This window comes from Streptosporangium nanhuense (genome assembly GCF_059358815.1).
The window spans coordinates 322,143-347,790 of sequence record NZ_JCADBG010000001.1 but is presented as its reverse complement, the minus strand read 5'-3'; the positions used below and the strand labels follow the sequence as shown (position 1 = coordinate 347,790).

26 protein-coding genes are annotated in these 25,648 nt (G+C 71.0%); 10 read left to right on the top strand and 16 right to left on the bottom strand.

The window, feature by feature from the left end; genetic code table 11:
- Positions 1–195 precede the first annotated feature (195 nt).
- Together AC5L38_RS01470 and AC5L38_RS01465 are read right to left on the bottom strand one after the other, a co-directional pair.
- Positions 196–411 (bottom strand): DUF397 domain-containing protein, encoded by a 216-nt coding sequence (locus AC5L38_RS01470; protein WP_495240893.1) that lies wholly within the window; start codon positions 409–411, stop codon positions 196–198.
- On the bottom strand, positions 399–1,226 hold the full coding sequence (locus AC5L38_RS01465; RefSeq protein ID WP_495240892.1) for a helix-turn-helix domain-containing protein: 828 nt from the start codon (positions 1,224–1,226) through the stop codon (positions 399–401). Before AC5L38_RS01465 ends, AC5L38_RS01470 begins: the two co-directional genes overlap by 13 nt.
- A 209-nt stretch (positions 1,227–1,435) precedes the next feature.
- On the opposite strand from AC5L38_RS01465, the gene AC5L38_RS01460 reads away from it, so the two are divergent.
- Positions 1,436–1,948, top strand: a complete 513-nt coding sequence (locus AC5L38_RS01460) for an ATP-binding protein (protein ID WP_495240891.1) — start codon at positions 1,436–1,438, stop codon at positions 1,946–1,948.
- A 342-nt stretch (positions 1,949–2,290) separates the two neighbouring features.
- A complete protein-coding gene (locus AC5L38_RS01455) occupies positions 2,291–3,043 on the top strand; it encodes an SDR family NAD(P)-dependent oxidoreductase (protein WP_495240890.1) in 753 nt (250 codons plus the stop codon).
- 176 nt (positions 3,044–3,219) lie between these two features.
- Here AC5L38_RS01455 and AC5L38_RS01450 read toward each other — a convergent pair whose 3' ends face one another.
- The gene (locus AC5L38_RS01450; RefSeq protein WP_362867144.1) at positions 3,220–4,440 is read right to left on the bottom strand and encodes an ABC transporter ATP-binding protein; all 1,221 of its coding nucleotides are present in this window, start codon (positions 4,438–4,440) and stop codon (positions 3,220–3,222) included.
- Between the two features lie 177 nt (positions 4,441–4,617).
- Here AC5L38_RS01450 and AC5L38_RS01445 point away from each other — a divergent pair, with 177 nt between their 5' ends.
- Complete coding sequence (locus AC5L38_RS01445) at positions 4,618–5,616, top strand: LacI family DNA-binding transcriptional regulator (RefSeq protein ID WP_495240889.1); 999 nt, start codon at positions 4,618–4,620, stop codon at positions 5,614–5,616.
- Here AC5L38_RS01445 and AC5L38_RS01440 read toward each other — a convergent pair.
- Positions 5,588–6,073, bottom strand: coding sequence for a glutathione peroxidase (locus AC5L38_RS01440; RefSeq protein WP_495240888.1), 486 nt, complete (start codon positions 6,071–6,073; stop codon positions 5,588–5,590). The genes AC5L38_RS01445 and AC5L38_RS01440 overlap by 29 nt on opposite strands.
- 221 nt (positions 6,074–6,294) lie before the next feature.
- Here AC5L38_RS01440 and AC5L38_RS01435 point away from each other — a divergent pair, with 221 nt between their 5' ends.
- The 4 genes from AC5L38_RS01435 to AC5L38_RS01420 all read left to right on the top strand — a co-directional run bounded on the left by AC5L38_RS01435 (position 6,295) and on the right by AC5L38_RS01420 (position 10,844).
- The gene (locus AC5L38_RS01435) at positions 6,295–6,687 is read left to right on the top strand and encodes an aggregation-promoting factor C-terminal-like domain-containing protein (protein ID WP_495240887.1); all 393 of its coding nucleotides are present in this window, start codon (positions 6,295–6,297) and stop codon (positions 6,685–6,687) included.
- A gap of 339 nt (positions 6,688–7,026) precedes the next feature.
- Positions 7,027–7,521 carry an aggregation-promoting factor C-terminal-like domain-containing protein gene (locus AC5L38_RS01430; RefSeq protein WP_495240886.1) on the top strand — a complete coding sequence of 165 codons (495 nt, stop codon included), beginning with the start codon at positions 7,027–7,029 and terminating at the stop codon, positions 7,519–7,521.
- 441 nt (positions 7,522–7,962) lie between these two features.
- Positions 7,963–8,382 carry an effector-associated constant component EACC1 gene (locus AC5L38_RS01425; RefSeq protein ID WP_495240885.1) on the top strand — a complete coding sequence of 140 codons (420 nt, stop codon included), beginning with the start codon at positions 7,963–7,965 and terminating at the stop codon, positions 8,380–8,382.
- 2 nt (positions 8,383–8,384) lie between these two features.
- On the top strand, positions 8,385–10,844 hold the full coding sequence (locus AC5L38_RS01420; RefSeq protein ID WP_495240884.1) for a caspase, EACC1-associated type: 2,460 nt from the start codon (positions 8,385–8,387) through the stop codon (positions 10,842–10,844).
- A 166-nt stretch (positions 10,845–11,010) separates the two neighbouring features.
- Here AC5L38_RS01420 and AC5L38_RS01415 read toward each other — a convergent pair whose 3' ends face one another.
- From AC5L38_RS01415 to AC5L38_RS01400, 4 genes are all read right to left on the bottom strand, one after another.
- Complete coding sequence (locus AC5L38_RS01415; protein WP_495240883.1) at positions 11,011–11,736, bottom strand: hypothetical protein; 726 nt, start codon at positions 11,734–11,736, stop codon at positions 11,011–11,013.
- Positions 11,737–11,760: 24 nt separating this feature from the next.
- A complete protein-coding gene (locus tag AC5L38_RS01410) occupies positions 11,761–12,093 on the bottom strand; it encodes a DUF202 domain-containing protein (protein ID WP_495240882.1) in 333 nt (110 codons plus the stop codon).
- A 7-nt stretch (positions 12,094–12,100) separates the two neighbouring features.
- On the bottom strand, positions 12,101–12,442 hold the full coding sequence (locus AC5L38_RS01405) for a YidH family protein (RefSeq protein WP_495240881.1): 342 nt from the start codon (positions 12,440–12,442) through the stop codon (positions 12,101–12,103).
- A 138-nt stretch (positions 12,443–12,580) separates the two neighbouring features.
- On the bottom strand, positions 12,581–12,982 hold the full coding sequence (locus AC5L38_RS01400; protein WP_495240880.1) for a DUF8711 family protein: 402 nt from the start codon (positions 12,980–12,982) through the stop codon (positions 12,581–12,583).
- 225 nt (positions 12,983–13,207) lie between these two features.
- Between AC5L38_RS01400 and AC5L38_RS01395 the strand changes: the two genes are divergently transcribed.
- Positions 13,208–13,465: a ubiquitin carboxyl-terminal hydrolase 14 gene (locus AC5L38_RS01395; protein WP_495240879.1), complete on the top strand. Its 258-nt coding sequence runs from the start codon at positions 13,208–13,210 to the stop codon at positions 13,463–13,465.
- 36 nt (positions 13,466–13,501) lie between these two features.
- Here the strand turns inward: AC5L38_RS01395 and AC5L38_RS01390 are convergent, their stop codons facing one another.
- Positions 13,502–14,692, bottom strand: coding sequence for an FAD-dependent monooxygenase (locus tag AC5L38_RS01390; protein WP_495240878.1), 1,191 nt, complete (start codon positions 14,690–14,692; stop codon positions 13,502–13,504).
- Positions 14,693–14,812: 120 nt separating this feature from the next.
- Between AC5L38_RS01390 and AC5L38_RS01385 the strand changes: the two genes are divergently transcribed.
- A complete protein-coding gene (locus AC5L38_RS01385) occupies positions 14,813–15,319 on the top strand; it encodes a MarR family winged helix-turn-helix transcriptional regulator (RefSeq protein WP_495240877.1) in 507 nt (168 codons plus the stop codon).
- Between the two features lie 185 nt (positions 15,320–15,504).
- Here AC5L38_RS01385 and AC5L38_RS01380 read toward each other — a convergent pair whose 3' ends face one another.
- Positions 15,505–17,088, bottom strand: a complete 1,584-nt coding sequence (locus AC5L38_RS01380; RefSeq protein ID WP_495240876.1) for a Na+/H+ antiporter — start codon at positions 17,086–17,088, stop codon at positions 15,505–15,507.
- A 178-nt stretch (positions 17,089–17,266) separates the two neighbouring features.
- Entirely contained in the window at positions 17,267–18,682 is a 1,416-nt protein-coding gene (locus AC5L38_RS01375) for a hypothetical protein (protein ID WP_495240875.1), read from the bottom strand.
- 267 nt (positions 18,683–18,949) lie between these two features.
- Between AC5L38_RS01375 and AC5L38_RS01370 the strand changes: the two genes are divergently transcribed.
- Positions 18,950–21,061 (top strand): ATP-dependent DNA helicase, encoded by a 2,112-nt coding sequence (locus tag AC5L38_RS01370; RefSeq protein WP_495240874.1) that lies wholly within the window; start codon positions 18,950–18,952, stop codon positions 21,059–21,061.
- Between the two features lie 110 nt (positions 21,062–21,171).
- Here AC5L38_RS01370 and aroQ read toward each other — a convergent pair whose 3' ends face one another.
- The 5 genes from aroQ to AC5L38_RS01345 form a co-directional block, all read right to left on the bottom strand.
- Positions 21,172–21,606 (bottom strand): type II 3-dehydroquinate dehydratase, encoded by a 435-nt coding sequence (gene aroQ / locus AC5L38_RS01365; protein WP_389921519.1) that lies wholly within the window; start codon positions 21,604–21,606, stop codon positions 21,172–21,174.
- A gap of 229 nt (positions 21,607–21,835) precedes the next feature.
- Positions 21,836–22,912: a 3-dehydroquinate synthase gene (aroB, locus tag AC5L38_RS01360; RefSeq protein ID WP_495240873.1), complete on the bottom strand. Its 1,077-nt coding sequence runs from the start codon at positions 22,910–22,912 to the stop codon at positions 21,836–21,838.
- Entirely contained in the window at positions 22,909–23,412 is a 504-nt protein-coding gene (locus AC5L38_RS01355) for a shikimate kinase (protein ID WP_495240872.1), read from the bottom strand. Before AC5L38_RS01355 ends, aroB begins: the two co-directional genes overlap by 4 nt.
- A 64-nt stretch (positions 23,413–23,476) precedes the next feature.
- On the bottom strand, positions 23,477–24,655 hold the full coding sequence (gene aroC / locus AC5L38_RS01350) for a chorismate synthase (RefSeq protein WP_495240871.1): 1,179 nt from the start codon (positions 24,653–24,655) through the stop codon (positions 23,477–23,479).
- Positions 24,656–24,747: 92 nt separating this feature from the next.
- Positions 24,748–25,572 (bottom strand): prepilin peptidase, encoded by an 825-nt coding sequence (locus AC5L38_RS01345; RefSeq protein ID WP_495240870.1) that lies wholly within the window; start codon positions 25,570–25,572, stop codon positions 24,748–24,750.
- Positions 25,573–25,648: the final 76 nt, after the last annotated feature.

The window sequence follows — 25,648 nt, the reverse complement described above, 5'->3', positions numbered from 1 at the left end:
TCTACGCAAGCGATACGCACCCGGCGCCCCTTCGGAAGGCGATGCTTGAGGCGCCGGTGAACGGATCTTTCACCGACGTTAGGTGCGGGCAGACAAGCCAGACGTCTGCCATGTCTGCCATACGACAGACACGTTGTGTGATCCAACAAGAAGACCCCCTGCTGTGGGACCGGGGGCTTTTCAGCTCGGAGAGGGCTAGAAGTCGAACTCGCCCTTCTTGGCGCCGTCGACGAAAGCCGCCCAGACTTCGCCTCGAACCACGTAGGGGGCCTGGTCAGGAGCCTCGGTGTCACGAATGGCTACACGGCCTCGGGAGAGCGGAGCGACCTCGATGCAGTTGCCATCGTTCGATCCGCTCTTGGTGGCCTTGCGCCAGGCGGCGGTCTCCAGTTCAGCGGTCAGGTCGTCCATACCTTCACCATCATCTCTCGTATGAGCTGTATCGAGGCGTGTTGCGAGTGCGCATCCCCTCGAATCACCTCGTATCTCAGGATAATCGCCTCAACCTCTTCGGAGCGATCGGTGACGTGCCCGACGCCGGCCGATTCGAGGTAAGCGGTGTCCGGCATCCCCCGGCTCTGGGCCACGGCGAACCCGCCGAGCAGGCCGGTGGTGGACCCGAGATCGAAGGGTACGACCTGGATGCTGACGCGTGGGGACTCCATCACTTCCAAAAGGTACGCGAGCTGCCGACGCATCACATCGGGGCCGCCGATGGGCCGTCTCAGCACGCTCTCGTCGATCACGACCCAGTACATCGGCTGGTTGGCGCGCTGGAAGAGTTTCTTCCTGCCCATCCGGACACCTAGAGCCTCGTCCACCTGTTCGTCCGTGGCTCCCGGCCTACCCCGGATCACTGCCCGCGCGTAGTCCTCGATCTGCAGAAGCCCCGGCAGCACGAGCGGTTCCCAAGCACGGATGACCTCCGCCTCCGCTTCGATCTCCAGCCAGCTGCGGAACCATCGCGGGGACGTCTCCCTTGTGAGGTTCGGCCAATGTGTGAGCAGTTCGCCGCTGAGTCCGAGTGCGGTCTCACACCTTTCCACGAAGACACGAGGTGGCCGTCTGACCGCTCGCTCCACTTGCCCGACCATGCTCGTGCTGAATTGAATTCTGTCCGCCAGCTGATCTTGAGACCAGCCAGCGGCCTCTCTGTGCTTCCGCAGTTCATAACCGAATAAAGCCAAAGGTCCAATGTTTGGATCCAGCTCTTTGGGGGCGGGCATAACGGCTCCGGAGGCGGTGGGTTCACACAACGGTCACACACATAACACTGGGGGTCGGTACTGATCTGTCCTAAGGTGTCTTACTGGTTCCGTACAAAAAACAGCTCGTCACAGGCACTCTGAGAACTGCCCGACGAAAGACATGGTGCCACACCGAGGCCCTGTCGCACCGGTAGAAGGAGATCGTGTACCACCGGCGAATACTCTTGATGAGCGAGGTGGAACCAATGAATACCGGACATATCAATCAAAGAAGGACACTCCTAGGAGAAGTCGTCCTGGAAAGCACTCCTGCATCTGCAGGTTTGGCCAGATATGCGGTTCGAGACATTATCGGCCATGACCATCCCATGAAAGATGACGCCATACTGGCCGTCTCCGAGCTTGTGACCAATGCTTTCAAGCATTCGGATCGAGGCGGGGCCGGAGCGCCGATCAAACTCGCCCTGTTCGGAGAAGGTCCGATCCTCCGAATAGAGATAACCGATCACGGATCCGCGTTCGACGCGCCGTGTCGCGAAGCGCCTCGCACGGAAGGCGAGAACGCCGACGCCGAGTTCGGGCGTGGCCTGGTGATCGTTGATGAGCTGTCACAGGGCAACTGGGGAAGCCATACCCACGACCAAGGACGGACAGTGTGGTGCGAGCTGGATGCCAGCTCCCTCGCTGAGCCCTTCGGCCCCGTCCGTCCCTCTTGGAACGCAGCCGCTCGTTCGCGCTGACCGGAACTCGTGGCGCACTCATTGGAACTCCCCCGGTAGGGCGGTCCTTCCCCGGACGGTCCCCCCTGTCGACCGCGCCCTATCGGGGGGCACAGCACCCCTGGCTGTAGGTGAACACCCACGTCACCGATTCCCCCGCTCCACGTATGGCGAGGGGAGGGAGCAACCAGGGGCACAACGCGAAAAATTCCCGGCTGACATCCCGAGTGCCGGAGTCGTGGGTCACCGGTCACCGGTGCCGCCATTGGCCGACAGCCGCGTACGCCCTCTTTCCCAGGGCGTACGCCCTTTCTGCCTGGTCGCGCGTGCCCGACCCGGCCACGTCGTCCCTAGACTGCAGGCATGCCAACCGCACTGATCACGGGGGCGACGGCCGGCATCGGTGCCGCCTTCGCCCGCCGACTGGCCGCCGACGGGTTCTCTCTCGTCCTGGTCGCCCGCGACGAGAAGCGCCTCGTCTCCGTCGCCGAGGAACTGCGCCTGCGGTACGGGGTGAGCAGCGAGGTGCTCACCGCCGACCTGGTGACCGACGAGGGCCTGGAGGCGGTGGAGCGGCGGCTCGGCGAGGGGGTCGACCTGCTGATCAACAACGCGGGCTTCGGCCACCGGGGTCACTTCCTCGACGTGCCCGCCGAGGAGGAGCTGCGGATGCTCAAGCTGCACTGCGAGGCGGTGCTGCGGCTGACGCTGGCCGCGCTGCCGGGGATGAGGGACCGTGACCGGGGCGCGGTGATCAATGTCGCGTCGGTGGCGGCGTTCTTCCCCCGGGGCTCCTACAGCGCGTCCAAGGCGTGGGTGGTGAGCTTCAGCGAGTCCACGGCCGTCGAGATGGCCGGGACTCGCGTGCGGATCATGGCCCTGTGCCCGGGATTCGTGCACACCGAGTTCCACGAGCGCGCCTCGATGGACAAGTCGGGCATCCCCGAGTTCTTCTGGCTGTCGGCGGACAACGTCGTCCGCGAGGCGATGCGCGACCTCGCCCGTGGCGTGCGGGTGAGCATCCCCGACCTGCGCTACAAGACCCTCGTCAGGGTCGGCAGGCTGCTCCCCCTCCATCTGATCGGCCGGGTCACGCGCCGCCTCGGCCGCCGCTGAGCGAAGAACCGCCGGAGAAGGGCCTCAGGAGAGAGACCGGCGGGAGACCCCGGCTGATGGACACCGGCCGGCGAAGACGAGAAAGACGGAAGGGCCCGCGCCACGGGAGGGGGTCGTGGCGCGGGCCCTTTCGGCTTGCGGTGATGGTCGGGACGCGTCTCGCGGCCCGCGGTGGATCAGACGCGGGCGTTGGCCTCGTGACCGATCGCCAGGCCCGAGACCGGGTCGAAGAAGTGCAGGTTGTGGGTGTCGACGATCAGCTCGATGTTCTGGCCGGGACGGACGTGGCTGCGGGAGTTGACGCGGGCGGTCCACAGCGACTTGTCGCCCACCAGCGGCAGCGTCGCGTCCTCCTCGCCGTCGTCGGCGGCGGCGGCCACGGTGTCCTGGTGCTGGACCGGCGGGGCGTCGATCAGGAACAGCACGTTGATCTCGGAGCCCAGCTCCTCGGTGACCTCGGCGCGGACCGGCAGGCGGACCCAGCCCGAGGAGGAGCCGTTGGCGGCGATCGAGTCGTCGAAGTCGGAGGGGCGGATGCCCAGGATGATCTTTTTGCCGAAGTACTGGTCGAGGCCGCGCTTCTCGGCGAGGGTCTCGGCCGGCACCGGGAGCTTGAAGCCCGCGAACGCGACGGCCGCGCCGCCCTCACCGCGCACCAGCTCGGCGTTGACGAAGTTCATCGACGGGGAGCCCATGAAGCCGGCGACGAACAGGTTGACCGGCTTGTCGAAGAGGTTCTGCGGGGTGTCGACCTGCTGGAGCAGGCCGTCGCGCAGCACGCAGACGCGGTCGCCGAGGGTCATGGCCTCGACCTGGTCGTGGGTGACGTAGACGGTCGTCACGCCCAGGCGCTCGTGCAGGGTGTTGAGGGAGGCCCGCATGGAGACGCGGAGCTTGGCGTCCAGGTTGGACAGCGGCTCGTCCATGAGGAAGGCCTGCGGCTCACGCACGATCGCGCGGCCCATCGCGACACGCTGGCGCTGGCCACCGGAGAGGGCGGCGGGCTTGCGCTTGAGGTACTGGTCGAGGCCGAGCATCTTGGCCGCCTCGCCGACGCGCTTGGCGATCTCCGCCTTGGGCATCTTGCGGAGCTTCAGACCGAAGGCGAGGTTCTCCTCGACGGTCATGTGCGGGTAGAGCGCGTAGTTCTGGAAGACCATGGCGATGTCGCGGTCCTTCGGGGGCAGGTGGTTGACCACCCGGTCGCCGATGGAGATCTCGCCGCCGCTGATGTCCTCAAGCCCGGCGATCATCCGCAGGGCGGTGGACTTGCCACATCCGGACGGCCCGACCAGCACCATGAACTCCCCGTCCTTGATCTCAAGGTCGAGGCCGTTCACGGCTTTGACGCCGCCCGCGTAGATCTTGTCGACTTTGCTGAGAACAATGGATGCCATTGAAGTCCTTGTCGCCTCGGGCCAACCCCGCGTTCACCCGATATTGGATACGTTTTCATGCATCTCATCGGAAACGGACATCAGTGTCAAGAGTCTTCCCGATTCTGGCCTGTCAGCAGGGCGGTTGTCGCCGCTTCGCACTGGATCCGGCGCGGAAACCATGATGGAATCGTTTCCATGAACATGCGTCGTACGACGATCAAGGATGTCGCCGGGGCGGCCGGGGTGGGGGTCGCCACGGTGTCCCGGGTTCTGTCGGGAGGGTCGGCCAGCCCGGAGACCAGGGAGCGGGTGCTGACCGTCGCCGCCCAGCTCGACTACCGGCCCAGCGCGCTCGGGCGCAACCTGCGCCAGCGGCGCTCGGGCGGGATCGGGCTGCTGCTGCCCGACATCACCGACACCTTCTACGGCCGGGTGGCCGACGGCGTGCTCGCCTGCGCGCGCTCGGCGGGCGAGCCGGTGATCGTGGGCGCGACCGGCGACGACCCCGAGAGCGAGGCCGAGCTGATCGGCACGCTGCTGGAGCAGGGCGTCGACCGGGTGATCGCGGTCCCGTCGGGCGACGGCGACAGCTGGGCGCCGACCCTGCGGGCCGGGGTGGTCACGGTGTTCGCGCACCGGGTCGCGGCCGGGCGCGACGACATCCCGGCGGTGGTGGCCGACGACCGCGCGGGGGTCAGGACCGCGGTCGACTACCTGACGGGGCTGGGACACCGGCGCATCGCCTATCTGGGCGGCCCGGGGCAGGCGCAGCGCCTGTCGGTCTTCAGGCAGGCGCTGGGGCCCCTCGTCGACGAGGAGCTGATCGTCGTCGCCCGGGGCAGCCGCGACTCCGCGTACGCCGCCGCGGCCGGGCTCTTCCAGCACCGGCCCGACCTGACCGCGGTGCTGGCCGGGGGCAACCTGCTGGGCGAGGCGGCCGTGCTGGCGGCGCGGGAGCTGGACCTGCGCATCCCCAGGGACCTGTCCATGATCATGTTCGACGACGTGCCCTGGGCCGAGCTGTGCTCGCCGCCGCTGACGGTGATCGCCCAGCCGGCCAGGGACATCGGCTACCGCGCCGCCGAGCTGGTGCTGCGCGGCGGCACCAGGAGGCCTCGGGGCGTGCTGCTGCCCACCGAGCTGATCGTCAGGGGCAGCTGCGCGGCTAGAGGGACTTCTCGATCGCCGCGATGAGGGCGGGGTCGTCGGGCTGGACGGTCGGCCGGAACCTGGCCAGCACCTCCCCGTCCTTCGAGACGAGGAACTTCTCGAAGTTCCACTTGACGTCACCGGCCTCGCCCCCCGCGTCGGGGGTGGCGGTCAGCACGTCGTAGAGGGGGTGCCTGTCGTCGCCGTTGACCTCGGCCTTGGCGAGCAGCGGGAAGTCGACGCCGTAGGTGGTGGAGCAGAACTCCTGGATCTCCTCGGCGGTGCCCGGCTCCTGGCCGAAGAACTGGTTGCACGGCACGCCGACGACGGTGAAGCCCCGGTCGCCGTAGGTCCGCTGGAGGTCCACGAGCCCCGCGTACTGGGGGGTGAGGCCGCACCTGGAGGCGACGTTGACGATCAGGACGGCCCTGTCCCCGGCGAGCTCGGCCAGGGTGGTGGGCGCGCCGGAAAGGGCGTGGAGCGAGATATCACGGATTCCCATGAGCCGCACCCTAATCCCCTTGTCACATTTGAGAGTTATGCCGTCCAAGAAGTGAAATGTGACTGAGCCCACAGATGAGACGGAGCCCGCCTCACCAATGCTCTGATCATTCCCTTACCGATCTTTGACAGGACCCCTGACAGGCGCTGTCGACTCGCCCGGCGCCGGATCGCCCGGCATCGTGTCGGCCGTCCCCCGTCACCGAAGCACAAGGGAGTCCCATGTCGACGCTCCGCCGTACCGGTGTGCTGGCGATCACCTCGGTGCTCGTCCTCGGCACCACCACCACGGTCGCCCAGGCGTCCTCGGCAAGACCGGGCAACCAGGCCGTCGCCAGGCCGATGGTGTCCGCGCACGGCTGGAACAGCGCCCAGTTCAACTGCCTCAGCAGGCTCTGGACCAGGGAGAGCAACTGGAACCACCGCGCCCACAACCGCTCGTCGGGCGCGTACGGCATCCCGCAGGCGCTGCCCGGCGGCAAGATGGCCAGCGCCGGGCGTGACTGGCGCACCAACCCCAGGACGCAGATCCGGTGGGGACTCGGCTACATCAAGAGCCGCTACGGCACACCGTGCCGGGCGTGGACGCACTTCACGACGCGGGGCTGGTACTGATCGGGGAACGGTGAACTGAAACCCCATGGCAGGGTGATTTTCACACCGTCTCCCGGCATGGGTGATTCGCCGGTCGTAACCGCCCTCTCCCCGAACCACCCGTAGATCCCGAAGATCGGGCAAACACCTTTCCTTCGCGTGTCCGATCCGCCGTCCGGCGCGCTCTCGCGTACTAGAAAGCCGCCTAGAGAGATCGCCGCGGCGTCTCATGCCGGAAACAGGCCGGAGAGACCACGCGGACGTTCCCCGTCCGAGCCACGGACGCCGGATCGTCGGACGCCGGAGAGCACCACGTGCCCTCCCGCGCCTTCCGCACGCGGCCCGAGGACAAGGATCCATGTGAACAGCTACCGCGTTCTGCGCAACACCGTCGTGACCGTGCTCACCGCCTCGGCGATGGTCGGTCCACCGACGGTGGGACAGGCTGAAAGCACCTCCGAGACGTCCAGGAAAGGGACGGCGAGGACGGTGTACCGCCTCACCTGGGCCACCCAGGTGAAGCCGAGGGTGAAAGCGGTCGCGAGGACCGCCAAGGGCAGGAACAAGACGATCGCCTATCGTCTCGTGTCCCGCCGAGCGTGGCCGCACAGCCAGTTCCGCTGCCTGGACAGTCTCTGGACCAGGGAGAGCAACTGGAACCACCGTGCGTACAACCGCTCATCGGGTGCGTACGGCATCCCGCAGGCGCTGCCCGGCTCGAAGATGGGCGGCAGTGGCAGGGACTGGCGTTACAACCCGAGCACGCAGATCCACTGGGGTCTGCGCTACATCAAGAGCCGCTACGGGTCACCGTGCGGCGCGTGGGGTCATTTCCAGGCGAGCAACTGGTACTGACCCGCGGAGAGTGACCAGGGGAAGGGAACACTCTCCCGGCGCCCGGGGCCCCAGGGCCCCGGGCGCCGACTCCCGGCCCGCGACGCCGCCCCCGAGCATCAGGGGCACGATCACGTGGTCACCTGATGGCTGGGCGATCTCGCTTTCCACCTCCGCCGAACCGGCCCCGCGACCGTCCGATCCGGGTACCGCTCGATCCACACGGTGAGACTGTCGGTGGACGTGGCGAAACGGGCGCGCCGATTGTCTTTCGTGAAGTGATTCAGTGGCGATCACAATCACCTTCGACGGGTCACCGAGATGCTTATGGAACCGAATTGCTTCACGGAAAGGCCGTTTCCTGAAATGATCCGAGGGCGGCGTTATCGGTTTCCATCAGGTGATGGGACCGGCTGATCGAACGCTTTCGAGGCGGGCCGCCTGAGCGAGAGTGTGGTGGCCGTGGGTGATCGGATGAACGACGGAAACGCGGACGCCGACGGCCTGGTAAGCCTGTCTCTGGTCGTTCATGTGGATCCGGAACTGGACCCGGAGCGGGGTGAGGCGCTGATCCGCCGGTTACGCGGCGAGCTCACCGAACTCGATCTCGTCTCCGTCGCGCCGGTGGCGGCCGGATCGGTTCCCGAAGGGGCGAAGGGCGCCGATCCTGTCACGCTGGCGGCGCTGGTCGTGGCGTTCAGCGCTTCGGGTGGGGTGTTCACGACGCTGATCGGCACGTTGCGGGACTGGCTGGACCGGCAGTCGGGCCGGCACCGGATCTCGGTGACGATCGACGGCGACACCATCGAGCTGGACCGAGCCTCGGCGAAGCAGCGGCAGGAACTCCTGGACGCCTATGTCCGGCGTCATTCCGGCGGATAGCGATGGGCCACCGGCTGGCTCTGCTCATCGCCACCTACCGGTACCAGGACACCGGTCTGCGGCAACTGGCCTCCCCTGCGCATGACGCGGAGGCCCTGGCGGCGGTACTGCGGGACCCGGAGATCGCCGGGTTCGAGGTCACCACCTTGATCAACGAACCGCACCACCGGGTCGGTGAGGCCATCGGCGACTTCTATCGCAATCCGCGCCGGGAGGACCTGACCCTGCTGTACTTCACCGGCCACGGCCTCAAGGACGACGATGGCCGGTTGTATCTGGCGATGACCAACACCCGCCGCGACAGCCTGCTGTTCACCGGGCTGTCCGCCGAGCAGATCGATCAGGCGATGGAGGGCTGCCGCTCGCGGCAGAAAGTACTCATCCTCGACTGCTGCTACAGCGGAGCGTTCCCCGCGGGCCGGATCGCCAAGGCCGACACCGCGGTCAACGCCCTCGAACGTTTCCAGGGCCGCGGCCGCACCGTACTGACCGCCTCCGATGCCACCCAGTACTCCTTCGAAGGAGACCGGGCACACGGCCAGGCCGTTCAATCCGTGTTCACCCGCTACCTGGTGGACGGCCTGCGCGACGGCAGTGCCGACCTGGACGGCGACGGCGACATCACCGTCGACGAGTTGTACTCCTACGTCCACGACCGGGTCGTGGAGGAGATGCCGCAGCAGCGGCCCAAGAAACAGGACAACGTCGAAGGCCGCACCGTCATCGCCCAGAACATCAACTGGACGCTGCCGGCCTACCTGCGCAACGCGATCGGCAGCCCGATCGCCACCGACCGGCTCGCCGCCCTGGACGGGCTCGCCCACCTGCACCGAATCGGCAACAGCACCGTCCGCGGCCACGTACGCGAAGAAATCCACCGCCTCACCGACGACGACAGCAAACAGGTGTCGGCCACCGCCACCGCACGCCTGGAATCCCTTTTCCCCTCACCGTCCCGACCACCCGGCCGAGCACTCGACACGCCGGAGCCGGCCACCCCGCCGCCCGCCGCCCGTCCCACCGAGCCCGACCGGCCGGCTCCCACCGGCCCCGACCCGGTGACCGCCCCCACGAGCCCCCCGCCCTCGGGTCACGTCTCCACCGCTGACGCCCCCGTCGTCGACGTGGATGCCGATCCGAGGACCTCGCCACCGGCGACCGGAGACACGGCGGCCGCAGACACCGCGGCCAGAGACACGGCGGCCAAAGACACGGTGGCCAGAGACACGGCGGCCAAAGACACGGCGACCGCAGGCACCGCGGCCAGAGACACCGTGGCCGGAAGCGAGCCGCCCCCGGGATCCGGCTCGGCGCCGGTCCTCCGGTCACGGCTGCCGCTCAACACCGGTCGCGCCAGAGTCCTCGCCGTCGTAGCGGTCGTCGTGGTGGTGGCGATCGTCGTCGGGGCGGTGTCCTACCTGCGAAACACGACGCGCACGTCGAGCGGAAGCGGGTCCGCCGCCACCGTCGTCACCGCTTCGACCGTCTTGGACGGCTATTCCGGCGAGGTGGACCGGGTCGAGTTCAGCCCCGACGGCACGATCCTGGCCACCGTCGGCGACACCGGGACCGCCAAGCGGGCGTGGCGGCTCTGGGAGCCCGCCACCAAGAAATTCATCGCGACACTCACCGGCGTCGGCGACGCGGCGTTCAGCCCCGACGGCAGGACCCTCGCCATCCTCAAGGGGGACGGCAAGGTACGGCTGTGGGACGTGGCCACCAGGAAGACCCGAGCGTCCCTGCCTCGCCGCCATCAGGGCGCGGCCTTGATGGCGTTCAACCCGGACGGCACGATTCTCGCCACCGCCGCCACCTGCGCCTGCGTCGACGGTTTCGACAACCCGGTGCAGCTGTGGGATGTGGCCACCGGCAGGTCCGTCGCCACCCTGGTCGGCCATACCAACGGAGTCCAGACAATGGCGTTCGGTCCCGACGGGAAGACCCTCGCCTCCGGTGCCGTCGACAAGACGGTACGGCTGTGGGACGTGGCCACCAGAAAGGCCACGTTCACCCTCACTACGGGCTGGGCGGTGCGGTTCGATCCCGACGGCACGACGTTGGCCACCAGTAGTCCGTACACCGACAATCGGGTGCGGCTGTGGGACGTGACCACGGGCAAGATCACTGCCACCCTCGGCACGGGCCACCCCCTGGCGTTCCTCGACGACACGACTCTTGCCATCAGCAACAGTGGCGAAGACTCGTTACAGGTGTGGAACGTCGCCTCCGGGCTGATGACCGCCAGCCTCCCCTCCGGGGTGGTGTTCAGCCCGGACGGCAAGGCATACGCCTACGCCACCGCCGATTCCATCAGGCTGTGGAACCTGGCCACCGGCAGGCCCATCGCCGATCTGGCCGGCCACACCGATCGCGTCAACGACATCGCGTTCAGTCCCGACGGCGCGACCCTCGCCACCGCCGGCTCCGACAAGACGGTACGGCTGTGGCCCGCCGTCCGTTGACCGGGGGTGACAGCGGTGAGAAGGAAAAAACGTGACACGGAACCGGTGTCCCGGCGTGCGGTGATCGCGCCGGTTCAAGGGAGGTCGACCGCGGCGGCCGGCGGCACCGCCTCCCGGTGGGTTCCGTCAAGACGCGGGATTCTCAAAGCCTCTCAGGCTCGGGACCTCAGGGCAGGTCGAGGGCGCTCAGGCCCAGCAGGAGGGCCTGGCGGTCACGGGTGGTCAGGCTCTCGTACGGCCGCGCGGCGCGGCGGTTCGTCTCGGCCTCGATCCGGTCGCGGGCGGGCCCCGGGGGCAGGGCGATGATCTGCGCCGCGGTGAGGCCCTCCCCTCTCCAGGCGTCGGCGTGCGCGTCGGCGCGGTGGTAGCGCAGCACGGCCAGCCGGTTGAACAGCAGCACGCCCGGCGGGGTGCCCGCCGGCTCGTGGGGCGGTGAGGCCTGGGCGAAGGCCGCGCCGCCGGTGGCGGCACCGGCCTCCAGGAGCCTGCCCGCGAGGTCCGCCAGCTCGGGCAGCCGGTCGGCCTGGGCCGCCCACAGCTCGCCGGTCACCGCCGCGTGCGCCTCGTACAGGGAGGCGATGAAGGACAGGGCGGTCGCGGTGGCGCGCAGCGTGCCGTCGGCGGCGGCGACGAGGGTGCCCTGGGTGATCTGTACGTCGATCTCCGACCGGTTGAAGGGGTTGTAGCGGTAGAGGGCGGTCAGTCCCTCGGCGGTGAGCGGCCTGGCGGGGAGCACGAATCGGAGATCGGCCAGCAGGTCCGTCTGGAGGCCGGACCGCTCGGTGAGCTCCCGGCTGAGTGGCCTGCTCGCGATGTGAACGCCGAGGTTGACCGCGTCGATCAGTGAGGCGATCGACGCCGCGTAGCCGGGCAGATCATCGAAGCGTGACATGCTGCGATATCTTGCCGCATTTTTTTACCTTCCGAACCTTCCCAGAACGAAGGCGATGGCTCCGGCCACGGCGGCGAGGGTACCGAACCAGGCGATGAGGGCGTCGGCCCGGTTGTCGAGGGGACGCTCCCCGTGCAGGGCCTCCTGGGCGCGCCGGTAGCGGATGCCCGTGTGGGTCAGCAGCAGGACGGCGCAGAACACGGCCGGGACGAAGGGGATGATCGCCACCGCGGGCGTGCCGGCGCGCAGGGCCACCCCCGCGCCGGCCAGGCTGGTGACGGCCAGCATGGCGGTGGTGCGGACCCAGGCCAGGCGGGTCCGCTCGCTCTGCAGGCCCGCGTCCCACAGCCTGTTCACCGCGCGCTCACCGGGACAGCAGGATGAGGATCAGGGCGAGCACGGCGACCGCCGCCACGCCGTACCCGAACAGGGGCGCGAGGGCGGGGGGCGGGAGCGGGGCGGAGCTGCGCAGGGCGCGCTGGACACGGCGCCAGCGGGGGTAGGCCATCGCGGCCGCCAGGGCCGACAGCGACACCAGGACCACCGCGAGCACGGTGCGCATCCAGGGGACGAAGACGTCGGCGGAGACGGCGGCCATGGCCACGCCGCCCGCGCTCAGCGCGAGCGACGTGCTCAACCAGGTCAGGTAGGTGCGTTCGTTCGCAAGGGTGAACCGGGGGTCGGGCTCGTTGTCCGGAGAGTTCATGAACTGTCCTGGGTCTTCATGGAAATAACGGTATTTCAACCACATTTCCCCTAGAGAACCCGGGATTTCCGGAGGTGCCCGCGGGCACCCCCGGACGATCTCGCGGGGCGGCGCGCCGGCCGCCACCGTGGGGCGGGGCTAGCCGCAGGCGTTGGTCAGCTGCTGGACCCACTGCACCGAGTCGGCGGCCACCTTCTGGGCGGCGTCGACGGCGCTGTTGGCGTCGGTGACGGTGAAGCCCTCCAGGGTGCCGGAGACGCCCTCGGCGGCCTCCTTCAGCGAGGTGTTGGCCGCCTTGTCGGCCAGGTCGCCCAGCTTGGCGCCACCGTCGTTCAGCGCCTTCTCCATCGCGGCGGGGTCGTCGAGCAGCCCGGAGACCTTGGCGGCGGTCTCGGTGACGATGCCCGCGGCCTGCACGCACTGCTGCGCCTTGTCGATGCCCTGGCTCACCTCCTGGATCTCGGAGCAGCCGGTGGTGATGAGGGCGGCGGCCAGCGCAGAGGCGGCGAGGACGGGAATTCGTCGCGGAAGGGGTCGCATGCCCAGACCCTACCCAACGGGCCGCCGCCGCAGGCGCCGCCGTACCGGCTCGTTACCCGCCGTTCCGCTCGCGGGCCGGAACGCCGGGCAGAGCGCGGAACCGGGACGCGGGGAGACCGCGGAACCGGGACGCGGGAAGATCGCGGAACCAGGACGCGGGGAGGGGGCGGAACCGGGACTCCCCACTGGTCGTACGATCATCTGTAGTCACACAAGGGGGAGACCATGACGACCTGTGAACACATCCTGGAGGCCCAGGACCCGCCGGCGCGCACGCCCGAGGGGTGCGAGGAGTGCCTGGCGGACGGCGGACGCTGGGTCCACCTGCGCAGGTGCCTGTCCTGCGGGCACATCGGCTGCTGCGACTCCTCACCCGGCAAGCACGCCACCGCCCACTTCCACCAGACCTCCGACCCGGTCGTCGCCTCGTTCGAGCCGGGCGAGGACTGGCGCTGGTGCTACGTGGACAACGTCATCGGCTAGCGCCTCGCTCCTTTCCGAGCTTGGGGGAACGAGGCACTAGGCGGCGAAGTCCGGAAGGGTGAGCGCCGAGTGGGCGGGGCGGCCCTCCCCGGCGGGCATGACGGTCAGGCCGCGCAGCATACGGTCGCGTCGCGCCAGGGCCTCGTCGGTGCCGGGGAAGAGGGTGGCGTCGCCCTCCGTGACGAGCGCCTGGTTCATCTCGACGAACGGCCGGGCGCGCCGCTCGTAGGCGTTCAGCGCGGCCACGTGGTCACGGTTCGTGGCCAGTTCCCCGGCGAGCAGGTAGGCGCCGACGAGGGCGAGGCTCGACCCCTGCCCGGTGAGGAACGATGGGGCGTGGGCGGCGTCGCCGACGAGGGCGACCCGGCCGGCGGACCACCGGGGCATCCGGATCTGGCTGACGACGTCGAAGAAGAGGTCATCGGCCGTACGCATGGCCGCTACCAGGCGCGGGACCTCCCACCCGCCGCCGTCGAAGATCGACGCGACGAGATCGCGTTGCGCGTCGGGGTCCCGGAAGGCCTCGAACGGCGGTTCCGGCCGGCTGAAGCTCAGGAACCCGTGCACCGTGTCGCCGTCGCCGACGGCGTAGAGGGCCGCCGACCGGCCCGGGGTGTTCCACATGACGCCCTCGCGCGTGAGCCCCAGGTCGTTGCTCATGGTGAAGCCGGCGAAGCAGTACCCCAGATACCGGTGGAACCGCTCCTCGGGGCCGAAGACGAGGCCCCTGGTGTGCGAGTGCAGACCGTCGGCACCGACGACCACGTCGAACGTGCGCCGTCCCCCGCCGCGGAAGGTGACGTCGACGCCGTCCGCGCGGGCGTCGAGGGCGGTGATGGTGTCGTCGAACAGGAACTCGACCTCGTCGCGGACGGTGTCGTAGAGGATCTCGGTGAGGTCACCGCGTCTCACCTCCAGGTCGCCGGCCTCGGCCCCGCCCGCCACGGACTGGGCCCCGACGGCGGCGATCACGCCGCCGTCCGGGTCGAGGAAGGTGATCCGCCGGGTGTCGACGTGAGCCGCCCGCAGGGCGGGAAGCAGGCCCATCCGCCGGACGACCTCGAGCGCGGTGCCGCGGACGTCGATGGGATATCCACCGCCGCGCACCGCGCCCGCCTTCTCCACGACCGTGACCTCGAAGCCGTACCGGTGCAGCCAGTAGGCCAGCGCGGGACCGGCGATGCTCGCCCCGGAGACCAGCACCCGGCCCTTCGGCGTTGTGATCATTCGCCTCTCCTCCATAATGGATAGCTACCTTAGGTAGGCTTTTCCGGGACACGGCAGGTGCCCGCTCCCGGAGAGCCCAGGAGTAACTATATACCTAAGTTAGGTATCTAATGGAGTGTGATGGCTGACACACGATCGCCGGCCGCGGAGAACGCGGACGACGGCGAACTCGACCTGCTCTCGGTGCTGCCCCGCCTGATGCAGGTGGGCAACGTGCTGAACCGCAGCCGGCTCATCGAACGCGCCATGGACGCGGCCGCCGTCACCCTGGACCGGCCCGCGATGTCCGTCCTGGTCACGCTGCAGATGGCCGCCCGCCCGCTGCGCGTCGGCGAGATCGCCGCGCGCATGCAGGTCGTGGGGCCGCACGTCACCCGGCAGCTGCACGAGCTGGAGCGGCGCGGCCTGACGCGCCGGGTCCCGGATCCGCTCGACCAGCGGGCCCGGCTGGTCGAGCAGACCCCCGAAGGGGCCGCCGTCGTCGGCCGCTACCTGCAGACCGTCCTCGGCTGGTTCGGCGACGCCCTCGCGGACTGGTCCCCGCAGGATCGCCAGACCTTCGGCCGCCTTCTCGAGCGCTTCGCGGGCGACCTCACCGCCCGGCTGGAAGCCTTCGACGGGGAATGACCGGCCGGACGATCCCCGCGCGGCGACGGTCCCGGACCACCTGACCTGCCGGACGCCCCCGCGCGGCGACGGTTCCGCACCACCTGACCGGCCGGACGATCCCCCACGGCGACACTCCCGCACCACCTGACCGATCGACGACGCGCCGGGGCGTCGTCACGAGCCGGCCGGCTTCGGCACGGACCCTAGTCGCGCTCCAGGGTGGCCTCTTCGAAGTCGATCTCGTGGAGGACCCGGCGGAGCACCTCGTCGTCGATGCGCCGCTCGTCGCGGAGGCGGACGAACACGTCGCGCTCCACCGTCAGCATCTCCCGGCGGAGCCGCCGGTAGACGTTGCTCGGCGTCTCCGCCCCCTCCTGCCCCGTACCGCCGCCCAGGCGCTCCCAGGCGGTGAGGGTGCGGCGCTCGGAGCGGGTCCTGAGCTGGTCGACGACCTCCCGGTGGACCTCGTCGACGCCCTCGGCCACCAGCTCGTCCAGCCGGGCCAGCGAGGCCGTGGCGGCCGCCTGCTGCGCGGCCGCCTCCGCCAGGTTGTCGGTGTAGATCTCCTGCTCGTTGGAGACCTTCAGCCTGCGGATCAGCGCCGGGAACGTCAGGCCCTGGACCAGGAGGGTGCCGATCACCACCGAGAAGGTGAGGAAGAGGAGCAGGTCGCGGCCGGGGAAGGTCTCCGGGATGGCGAAGGCCGCGGCCAGGGAGACCACGCCGCGCATGCCCGCCCAGCTCACGATGGTCACGTTCTGCCAGGTGGGCGCGTGGGTCTCGGTCCTGCGGATCTTCTTCGACAGCATCCGGGGCAGGTAGATGCTGGGCACGACCCAGACCACCCTGGCGACCACCGCGGCGGCGAAGACGGCGAGTGCCATCCCGGCGAGCTTCCACCCGTCGCCCCACTCCAGCCCGCGCATGATCGGCCACATCTGCAGGCCGATCAGCGCGAAGACGATCGTCTCCAGGAAGAAGTCGAGGACCTTCCAGACCGCGTCGGACAGCAGCCGGGTGCCGAAGGCCGCCTTGGGCATGCGGTGGCCGATGTAGAGGCCGACGATCACCACGACGATCACGCCGGAGACGTGCACGCTCTCGGCCGCCAGGTAGACGGCGAACGGGATGAGCAGCATGACGGTGTTCTCGACGAGCGCGTCGCGCAGCCGGACCAGCACCCAGGCCAGGACCCAGGCGAGCGCGAGGCCCATCACCACGCCGCCCGCCGCGGAGCGGACGAAGTCGAGGGCGGCGTCCTGCCAGGTGATGCCCTGCCCGACCGCCGCCGCGATGGCCACCCGGTAGGCGGTGAGCGCGGTGGCGTCGTTGAACAGGCTCTCCCCCACCAGGATGGTGACCACCTTGCGGGGCAGCCCGAGCCTGCGGGCCACGGCGACGGCGGCGACCGCGTCGGGCGGGGCCACGATCGCGCCCAGCGCGAACGCGGCGGCCAGCGGCAGCTGGGGCAGGAGCAGGTGGGTCACCCACCCGATGACCAGCGTGGTGAACAGCACCAGGCCGACCGAGAGCAGCGCGACCGGCCTGCGGAAGTCCTTGAGCCTCAGGTAGGAGCTGTCGATCGCCGCCGAGTAGAGCAGCGGGGGCAGGAAGACCAGCAGGACCAGCTGGGGGTCGAGCTCGTAGGTGGGGACGAACGGCGACAGCACCACGCCGGCGAGCACCAGCAGCAGCGGCGAGGGCCACCCCTTGTGCCTGGCCACCGCGGCCACCGCGATCGCGACGACCGACACGGCCAGCATCTGCAGCACCGTCGACTCGTCCACGCCACCCCGCCCGATAGGGATTGATCAACTTACCTGTCCCGGCGCGCCTCGCGAACCGCCCGGGACGGCCGAGGCCGCCACACGGCGCCGGGCCACACACCCGGCGGACGCCACACGCTATCCCCTCGGACGAGGAGCTCGCGACCGGGACGCGGCGGCGCCGGGTCCCGGGGGGAGATCACCAGTCGCGGCGCTCGTCGCGGTCGTCGCGGCGGCGCCCCTCGCGGCGGCGGTCGTCGTAGCGCTCGTCGTAGCGCTGGTCCTCGTAGTGCTGCTCGGGGCGGAGCCTCTCGCCGGTGGAGTGCGGCGGCGGATCCTGGACGTAGGGGCGGGGCAGCCTCTGGTCGGGCGCCCCGGGCGCCCCGGGCGCCGCCTGGCCGCGCAGCCCCAGCGGGTCGGAGGGGTCGACGTCCTGCTGGGGGTACGCGGGCGGCGAGCCGTACAGGTCGCGCAGGTCGGCCGGGTGGCCGGCCTGCTGGGGCTGCCGGCCGCCGAACGCGTAGGGGTCGGGCTGCGAGGGGGGCGGGTAGCCGCCGTACTGGTCGGCCTGCGCGGCCCCGTAGGAGGCCTGCTGCTGGGCGGCGAACCCGAAGGGGTCGGTCGAGTTCTGCTGGCCCTGCGCGTAGGGGTCGGGCTCGGGCCGCTGCTGGGCGGACTCGGCGAACTGGCCGAAGAACTGGTCGGGGCGCGGCGTGAACGAGGCGGCCGGCTTCTGCCGGCCCTCCGGGGGCGCGAACGGGTCGACGGGCCGGGGCTGGGGCGGCACGCCGTAGGAGTCGGGCCGCTGGGCGCCGAACCGGTCGGCGGGCCCGGCGTAGGCGTCGGGCCGCTGCTGGGCGGGAGTCGCCGCGTAGGGGTCGGGCTGCTGGACGGGCGCGGCGTAGGGGTCGGGCTGCTGGGCGCCGTACGGGGGCTGGGCGGGCGGGTAGCGGTCGCCGGGCAGCTGGTAGGGCTGCTCGCCGGGGACGGGACCCGCGCCGAGCGGCTCGACGGGCTGCGGCTGCCCGTAGGGCAGGGCGTCGTTCACGATCATGTTCTCGCGCGGCACGGCGTCGGAGGAGCCGTACCCGGGGGACACCCGGTCCATCCGGTCCACCCGCTCCTGGAGCCGGTCGGACCGGTCGGACCGGTCCAGCGGGGGCACCACACCGCGCGCGACGAGCACGTCGTTCGGGCCGAGGGCGGCGACCTGGCGGGGCTCGTCCAGCGGCGAGGGGACATGACCGGCCGGGCCCGCCGGGTCGGGGTACTGCTGCGGCTGGGCGTAGTCCTCGGGCCGGGGCCGGGCGTACTGGCCGGTGCCCGGATACTCGCCGTAGGCCTGCGGCTCGTCCCGCGCCGGCTGCTCGGCGTGGACGGGCTCGCCCACCTCGTCGGGATACTGCCCACCGGCCTCGACGAAGCCCTCGTCAAGGGTGTCGACCAGGCGCCCCACGTCGCTCATGGGCATGCGGAAACTCGCGGTGCACATCTCACCGCGCCACAGACTCAACACCAGCGTGCCTTCGTGCCAGGTGACCCGGAGCACCCGCTCCTGGCCACGCTCGTCAAAGAACACCTCGCCGAACGACGGCAACGGGACAACTTCCGACATGGAGGACATAGTGCGATAACCAGCCTTTATTCGTCCACTCGACCTCGGGAAACCCTACCGAACCGGTCTTTCCGTCCCCATCTTCCGCCTCAGCGGCACCAGAGCGGTAGCCCCTTCCCTTGACCTTACGAGGATTGATGAGCCGGGTGATCCAGCCAGTTTGCCACGTGACGTGAATCTCGGGTTCCGGAATACGGGTATGCGTACACGCCGCGACTCGCCGGAGCCAGCCGCGACTGTCGGGCCGAGCGGGTACGGTTGGCTGTCGTGCCGACCGACTCCATCGCCCCATCCGAAGACGTCTCCTCAAAGGTGGATATTCCCCCGGTTGAGGATTTGCTGAGCACCGCCGTCGAGGCGGTGGGCGGGGTCGAGCGCCCCGGCCAGATCACCATGGTGAGGGCGGTGCAGCGCGCGATCGAGTCGGGCGACCACCTGGCCGTGCAGGCGGGCACCGGCACCGGCAAGTCGCTCGCCTACCTGATCCCCTCGATCAGGCACGCGATGACCTCCAAGGGCGCCGTGGTCGTCTCCACCGCCACCATCGCGCTCCAGCGCCAGCTCGTCGACCGCGACCTGCCCCGCCTCTCCAAGGCGCTGGCCCCGCAGCTGCCGCACGAGCCGGCGTTCGCGATCCTCAAGGGCCGCCGCAACTACCTGTGCCGCTACAAGGCGAGCGCCGGGTGGCCCGACGAGGAGCAGGACCAGCTCTTCGACCCCCGGGAGGTCAACGCGACGGGCCGGATGGTCCAGCGCATCCAGGAGTGGGCGAACGAGACCGAGACCGGCGACCGCGACGAGCTCGTCCCCGGCGTCAACGAGCAGGCCTGGCGGCAGTTCTCGGTGAGCGCCAGGGAGTGCCTGGGCGCCACCCGCTGCCCGAGCGGCATGGAGTGCTTCGCCGAGCTGGCCCGCGCCCGCGCCGGCGAGTCCGACGTGGTCGTGACCAACCACGCGCTGCTCGCCATCGACGCGATGGAGGACTTCCCGCTCCTGCCCGAGCACGAGGTGGTCGTGGTCGACGAGGCCCACGAGCTGGTCGACCGCGTCACCTCCGTGGTGAGCGGGGAGCTGTCGGAGACCATGGTCACGGTGGCCGCGCGGCGCGTCGGCAAGCTCATCGAGCAGCACCTCGCCGACCGGCTCATGGAGGCCGGCGAGGACCTCAAGGCCCTGCTGACCGTCGCTCCCCCCGGGCGCCTCGACGAGCTCCCCCAGGTGCTCGGCATGACGCTCGCCCTGGTCCGCGACGCGGCGTGGGCGTGCATCACCGCCCTGGGCCCGCGCAACGGCGACAAGGACGACCCGGAGGGCGCGGGGCTGCGCAGGGCGGCCTTCACCTCGCTGGACGAGGTCCACGACACCGCGCAGCGCATGCTCGACGCCTTCGGCCACGCCGAGGAGGTCGACCGCGCCGAGGTGGTCTGGCTGGAGGCGGGCACCGACCGGCGCCCGCCCCTGCTGCGGGTGGCGCCGCTGACGGTGGCGGGCATGCTCCGCGACAAGCTCTTCGGCGACCGTACGGTCATCCTGACCTCGGCCACGCTCGCCCTGGGCGGCGCCTTCGAGGGCCTGGCCCGCCAGTGGGGCCTGGGCAACGGCACGGGCGCCGCGAAGGACACCGGGGACGCCAAGGACACGAAGGACACCGGGGGCGCGGAGTCCTCGGAGGGGAAGGGGAAGAAGGACGGCAAGGGCGGCAGGGGCCGGGCCGGATGGGCCGGCATCGACGTCGGCTCCCCCTTCGACCACCCGCGCAGCGGCATCCTCTACGTCGCCAAGCACCTGCCCCAGCCGGGCCGCGACGGCCTGCCCGAGGCCTACCTCGAGGAGATCACCGAGCTGATCGAGGCCGCCGGAGGCCGCACGCTCGGCCTGTTCTCCTCGATGCGCGCCGCCAAGGCGGCGACCGAGGCGTTGCGCGACCGGCTGAGCGTGCCGCTGCTCTGCCAGGGCGACGACTCCACGATGCTGCTGGTCAAGCAGTTCGCCGAGGACGAGCCGACCTGCCTGTTCGGCACGCTGTCGCTCTGGCAGGGGGTCGACGTCCCCGGCCCCTCGCTGCGCCTGGTCATCATCGACCGCATCCCCTTCCCCCGCCCGGACGACCCGCTCAGCTCCGCCCGGCAGCGCCACGTCGCCGCCAAGGGCGGCAACGGGTTCATGGCGGTCGCCGCCACCCACGCCGCGCTGCTCCTCGCCCAGGGCGCGGGCCGCCTGCTGCGCAGCCAGCACGACAAGGGCGTGGTCGCGGTGCTCGACCCCCGGCTGGCGACGGCCCGCTACGCCGGGTTCCTGCGTGACTCGCTGCCGCCCTTCTGGCCCACCAACGACCCGGCGAAGGTCCGCAGCGCCCTCAAGCGCCTCAACGACTCCTGAGCCCCCCGCGCGAGACACCCCGGGCGAGCTCCCGCGCGTGGGTCATGGGCGAAGGGGCGGTGCGGATCCGCTCCGGCGCCCGGCGCGGGCCGCGGGGACGCGGGCTCGGCTCAGGAGGTGGTCTCGGCGATGGCCTGCAGGGCCAGCACGTACGACCTCAGCCCGAAGCCCGCGATGGTGCCGGTCGCCACGGCGGCGACCACCGAGGTGTGCCGGAACTCCTCGCGGGCGGCCGGGTTGCTGATGTGCACCTCGACCAGGGGCGCGGTGCGCTGGGCGATGGCGTCGCGCAGCGCGTAGGAGTAGTGGGTGAAGGCCGCGGGGTTCAGCACCACGGGGATCCGGCCGTCGGCCGCCTCGTGCAGCCAGCCCAGCATCTCTGCCTCGTCGTCGGTCTGCCGGACCTCGACCGACAGGCCGAGCTCCCTGCCGGTGTCCCGGCAGAGCGCGGCCAGGTCGGCGAAGGTCTCCGCGCCGTAGACATCCGGCTCGCGGGTGCCGAGCCGCCCCAGGTTGGGGCCGTTGAGCACGTAGACGGGTCTCATCGGGTCACTCACCGCTCCTCGGTGGCCGCGCCTGCCGCGCGGCCGACATTCCTCGCCGGACTCCCGCCGGACGCCCCCACGCCACCGGACGGCCCTGCCCCGCCCGCCGTGCCCGCCGCGCGGTCGGCGTTTCTCGCCGAACTCCCGCCGGACGGCCTCGCGCCGCCCGCCGTGCTCACCGGACCCGCATGGCCCGCATGGCCCGTACGGCCCGCATGGCGGACCGTGCTCACCGGGCGACCTCCTGGTAGGCGGCCTCGAGGAGCTCCTCCGGCGGGTCGACCAGCGGGGACACCTTCGCCAGGTCGTCCAGGAGGACGAAGCGCAGCGTGGCGCCGCGGCTCTTCTTGTCGAGGCGCATGTGGTCGCGCAGCTCGGGCCAGGCCTCGCGGCGGTAGGCGGTGGGCAGGCCGACGGAGCTCAGGATGGCCCTGGTCCGCTCCACGACGTCGGCGCCGATCCTGCCGTCCAGGCGGGACAGCTCGGCCGCGTAGACCATGCCGATCGCGACGGCCTCGCCGTGGCGCATCCGGTACTCCTCGACGCGCTCGATGGCGTGCGCCAGGGTGTGGCCGTAGTTGAGGATCTCCCGCAGGCCGCCCTCGCGCAGGTCGGCGCCGACAACGGTGGCCTTGATCCGGATCTTCCGCTCGATCAGCTCCCGGGTGTGCCGCCCCTCGGGGCGCCTGGCGCCCTCCGGGTCGTCCTCGATGAGCGTGAGGATCTCCGGGTCGGCGATGAAGCCCCCCTTGATGATCTCCGCGAGGCCGCCCACGTAGTCGTCGCGGGGCACCGAGACCAGCGTCGCCAGGTCGCACAGCACCCCGGCCGGGGGGTGGAAGGACCCGACCAGGTTCTTGCCCTCGGGGGTGTTGATGCCGGTCTTGCCGCCCACCGCCGCGTCGACCATGCCCAGCAGGGTCGTCGGCACCTGCACGACCTTGACGCCGCGCAGCCAGGTGGCGGCGGCGAACCCGGCCAGGTCGGTGGTGGCGCCGCCGCCGACGCCGACCACGGCGTCGGAACGGGTGAGGCCCGCGCGGCCGAGGGCGGACCACAGCCCCGCGAGCACCTCGACCGTCTTGGCACGCTCGGCGTCGGGCACCGGCAGCGCGACGACCTCGTACCCGGCCGCCTCGACCGCGCCGCAGACGGGGCGGGCGATCTCCGGCAGGCTCTCCGGGTGGATCACGGCGACGGTGCGGACCCCCGCGCCGAGCAGGCCCGGCAGCTCGCCGAGGACGCCGGTGCCGACCACCACGTCGTACGGGCTCTCGCCGGGGACCTCGATCCTGGAGATCGTCACGGCTTCAGGCTCCCCACGATCTCGTCGACGATCTGGCCGGGGTCGCGCTCGTCGGTCGCCACGACGATCGTGGCCAGCCCCTCGTAGACGGGGCGCCGGGCGTCCATCAGCTTCTTCAGCTGGCTGCGCGGGTTCAGCACGAGCAGCGGTCGCGCCGAGGCCAGGCCCACCCGCTGGACGGCGTTGGAGAGGCCGACCTCCAGGTAGACCACCGGCCGGCCGGCCAGCAGCTCGCGGGTCGCCTCGGCGAGGATCGCGCCGCCGCCCAGGGAGAGGACGCCGTCGTGCTCGGCCAGCGCCCGCCGTACGGCGTCGGCCTCCATCTCGCGGAAGACCTCCTCGCCGTCCTCGACGAAGACGTCGCTCACCGGCTTGCCCGCCGCGCGCTCCACGTCGGCGTCGGTGTCGCGGAAGGCGACCCCGAGCCGCTCGGCCAGGAGCTGCCCGACGGTCGACTTGCCCGATCCCGGAGGACCGATCAGCACTGCTCGGGGACTCATGTGATCTCCTTCGACGTCGGCCCGCTCACCGGGGAGGTGGTGACGCCCTCGCCCGGACGCCCGCTCACTTGATCACCAACGAGGAGAGGTAACCGGACAGGTTGCGGGCGACCTCCTCGACGGAGTCGCCGCCGAACTTCTCGATCGCCGCGTCGGCCAGGATCAGCGCGACCATCGCCTCGGCGACGATCGCGGCCGCCGGGACCGCGCACACGTCGGAGCGCTCGTGGTGGGCCTTGGCGGCCTCGCCGGTCAGCACGTCGATGGTGGCCAGCGCCCGGGGGACGGTGGAGATCGGCTTCATCGCCGCGCTGACGCGCAGCGGCTCGCCGTTGGTCATGCCGCCCTCGACGCCACCGGCCCGGTTGGTCATCCGGCGTACGCCGTCGGCGGTGTTCTCGATCTCGTCGTGGGCCAGGGAGCCGGGGCGGCGGGCCGTCTCGAACCCGTCGCCGACGCCGACGCCCTTGATCGCCTGGATGCCCATCAGACCGGCCGCGAGGCGGGCGTCGAGGCGGCGGTCCCAGTGGGTGTAGCTGCCCAGGCCCGGCGGCAGGCCGTAGGCGACCACCTCGACGACGCCGCCCAGGGTGTCGCCGTCCTTGTGCGCCCTGTCGATCTCGGCGACCATGGCCGCGCTGCCGTCGGGGTCGGCGCAGCGCACCGGGTCGGCGTCGATCGCCTCCAGGTCGCCGGGGCCGGGGACGACGCCCCGGGTGGCGGCGGCCCCGCCGATCGAGACGACGTGGCTGACGATGTCGACGCCGAGGGCCTGCTTGAGGAAGCTCCGCGCCACCTGGCCGAGCGCGACGCGGGCGGCGGTCTCGCGGGCGCTGGCCCGGTCGAGCACCGGGCGGGCGTCGTCGAAGCCGTACTTCTGCATCCCGGCGAGGTCGGCGTGGCCGGGACGGGGGCGGGAGCGCGGCGCGTTGCGCGCCTGGCCCTCCAGCACGGCCGGGTCGACGGGGTCGGCGGCCATGACCGTCTCCCACTTGGGCCACTCGGTGTTGCCCACCCGGATGGCCACGGGGCTGCCGAGCGTCTTGCCGTGGCGGACCCCGCCCGCGATGGTCACGACGTCCTGCTCGAACTTCATCCGCGCCCCGCGCCCGTAACCGAGGCGGCGACGGCGCAACGCCTCGTCCAGCTGTGCCGTGGTCACCTCCACCCCGGCGGGCAGGCCTTCCAGGATCGCGACGAGCTCGGGGCCGTGGGACTCTCCGGCGGTCAACCAGCGCAACATGGTGACAAGTCTTCCACGTGTCGCCCACTGGAATGGCCCCCGTTCACTGGATGAGACATCCGGCGGTGATCGTCACCGCGGGGGCGGTCCGGTCAGAGGGCGGTGAGGACGGCGGCCAGGGTGCCGACGGCCATGAAGGGGCCGAAGGGGATCTCGCTCTTGCGGCCCGCGCGGCGCAGCGCCATCAGGGCGGCCCCGTAGAGCCCCCCGGCCAGGAGGCCGAGGAAGGCCCCGGCGACCAGGGTGTCCCAGCCCAGCCAGCCGAGGGCGGTGCCCAGGCTCGCCGCGAACTTGACGTCGCCCAGCCCCATGCCCGCCGGGTTGACCAGGAGCAGCACCAGGTAGAAGCCCGCCAGGGCGAGGCCGCCCAGCCCGGCGCCGAGCAGGTCCCCGAGGCGGCCGCCGGCGAGGGCCGGCACGACCAGCGGGGCGGCGGTGCCCAGGTAGGCGGCCAGGGTGAGCCGGTCGGGCAGCCGGTGGACGGCGGCGTCGACGAAGGACAGGGCGACGGCCACCACCGCCAGCCAGCCGAAGGCGAGCAGCTCCCCCGCCCTGCCGACCGGCGTGAGCTCCGTCCCCGTCGGCGTGTCCGGCCACAGCGCCCGCAGCGCGAGAGCGGCCAGCACCGCCGCGGTGACCCCCTCCACCGCCCCGGCCGGGGGCCAGGAGCCGTACCGCTCCCCTTCGGCCCTCCCGGCCCTCCCTGCCGTCTCAGCCCTCTCGGCCTCTTCAGCCCCTTCGGCCCTCTCGGCCCTCTCGGCCCTCTCGGCCCTCTCGGCCCTCTCGGCCCTCTCGGCCCTCTCGGCCCTCTCGGCCCGCGAGTGGCGGGCCACCACGCGCCGCGTCAGGAGCCCGATCGCCAGCCCCGCCAGGGCCGCCAGCGCGGGGAGGACCAGAAGGGTCACCGGGGGGCTCATGGAGCCGACCATAATCCGCGAACCCCTGCCGCGCCGGGGATCCGGCCACTCCGGCCGGTGGACCGAAGTGACCTCG

Bases quoted from the DNA above. Each gene is read 5' to 3' on its own strand.
- aroC (WP_495240871.1), bottom strand. From the start codon at position 24,655: ATGTTGCGCTGGTTGACCGCCGGAGAGTCCCACGGCCCCGAGCTCGTC.
- AC5L38_RS01355 (WP_495240872.1), bottom strand. From the start codon at position 23,412: ATGAGTCCCCGAGCAGTGCTGATCGGTCCTCCGGGATCGGGCAAGTCG.
- AC5L38_RS01400 (WP_495240880.1), bottom strand. From the start codon at position 12,982: ATGCGACCCCTTCCGCGACGAATTCCCGTCCTCGCCGCCTCTGCGCTG.
- AC5L38_RS01455 (WP_495240890.1), top strand. From the start codon at position 2,291: ATGCCAACCGCACTGATCACGGGGGCGACGGCCGGCATCGGTGCCGCC.
- aroQ (WP_389921519.1), bottom strand. From the start codon at position 21,606: ATGAGACCCGTCTACGTGCTCAACGGCCCCAACCTGGGGCGGCTCGGC.
- AC5L38_RS01460 (WP_495240891.1), top strand. From the start codon at position 1,436: ATGAGCGAGGTGGAACCAATGAATACCGGACATATCAATCAAAGAAGG.
- AC5L38_RS01385 (WP_495240877.1), top strand. From the start codon at position 14,813: ATGGCTGACACACGATCGCCGGCCGCGGAGAACGCGGACGACGGCGAA.
- AC5L38_RS01375 (WP_495240875.1), bottom strand. From the start codon at position 18,682: ATGTCGGAAGTTGTCCCGTTGCCGTCGTTCGGCGAGGTGTTCTTTGAC.
- AC5L38_RS01440 (WP_495240888.1), bottom strand. From the start codon at position 6,073: ATGGGAATCCGTGATATCTCGCTCCACGCCCTTTCCGGCGCGCCCACC.
- AC5L38_RS01450 (WP_362867144.1), bottom strand. From the start codon at position 4,440: ATGGCATCCATTGTTCTCAGCAAAGTCGACAAGATCTACGCGGGCGGC.
- AC5L38_RS01420 (WP_495240884.1), top strand. From the start codon at position 8,385: ATGGGCCACCGGCTGGCTCTGCTCATCGCCACCTACCGGTACCAGGAC.
- AC5L38_RS01345 (WP_495240870.1), bottom strand. From the start codon at position 25,572: ATGAGCCCCCCGGTGACCCTTCTGGTCCTCCCCGCGCTGGCGGCCCTG.
- AC5L38_RS01395 (WP_495240879.1), top strand. From the start codon at position 13,208: ATGACGACCTGTGAACACATCCTGGAGGCCCAGGACCCGCCGGCGCGC.
- AC5L38_RS01465 (WP_495240892.1), bottom strand. From the start codon at position 1,226: ATGCCCGCCCCCAAAGAGCTGGATCCAAACATTGGACCTTTGGCTTTA.
- AC5L38_RS01445 (WP_495240889.1), top strand. From the start codon at position 4,618: ATGAACATGCGTCGTACGACGATCAAGGATGTCGCCGGGGCGGCCGGG.
- AC5L38_RS01390 (WP_495240878.1), bottom strand. From the start codon at position 14,692: ATGATCACAACGCCGAAGGGCCGGGTGCTGGTCTCCGGGGCGAGCATC.
- AC5L38_RS01415 (WP_495240883.1), bottom strand. From the start codon at position 11,736: ATGTCACGCTTCGATGATCTGCCCGGCTACGCGGCGTCGATCGCCTCA.
- AC5L38_RS01405 (WP_495240881.1), bottom strand. From the start codon at position 12,442: ATGAACTCTCCGGACAACGAGCCCGACCCCCGGTTCACCCTTGCGAAC.
- AC5L38_RS01470 (WP_495240893.1), bottom strand. From the start codon at position 411: ATGGACGACCTGACCGCTGAACTGGAGACCGCCGCCTGGCGCAAGGCC.
- AC5L38_RS01435 (WP_495240887.1), top strand. From the start codon at position 6,295: ATGTCGACGCTCCGCCGTACCGGTGTGCTGGCGATCACCTCGGTGCTC.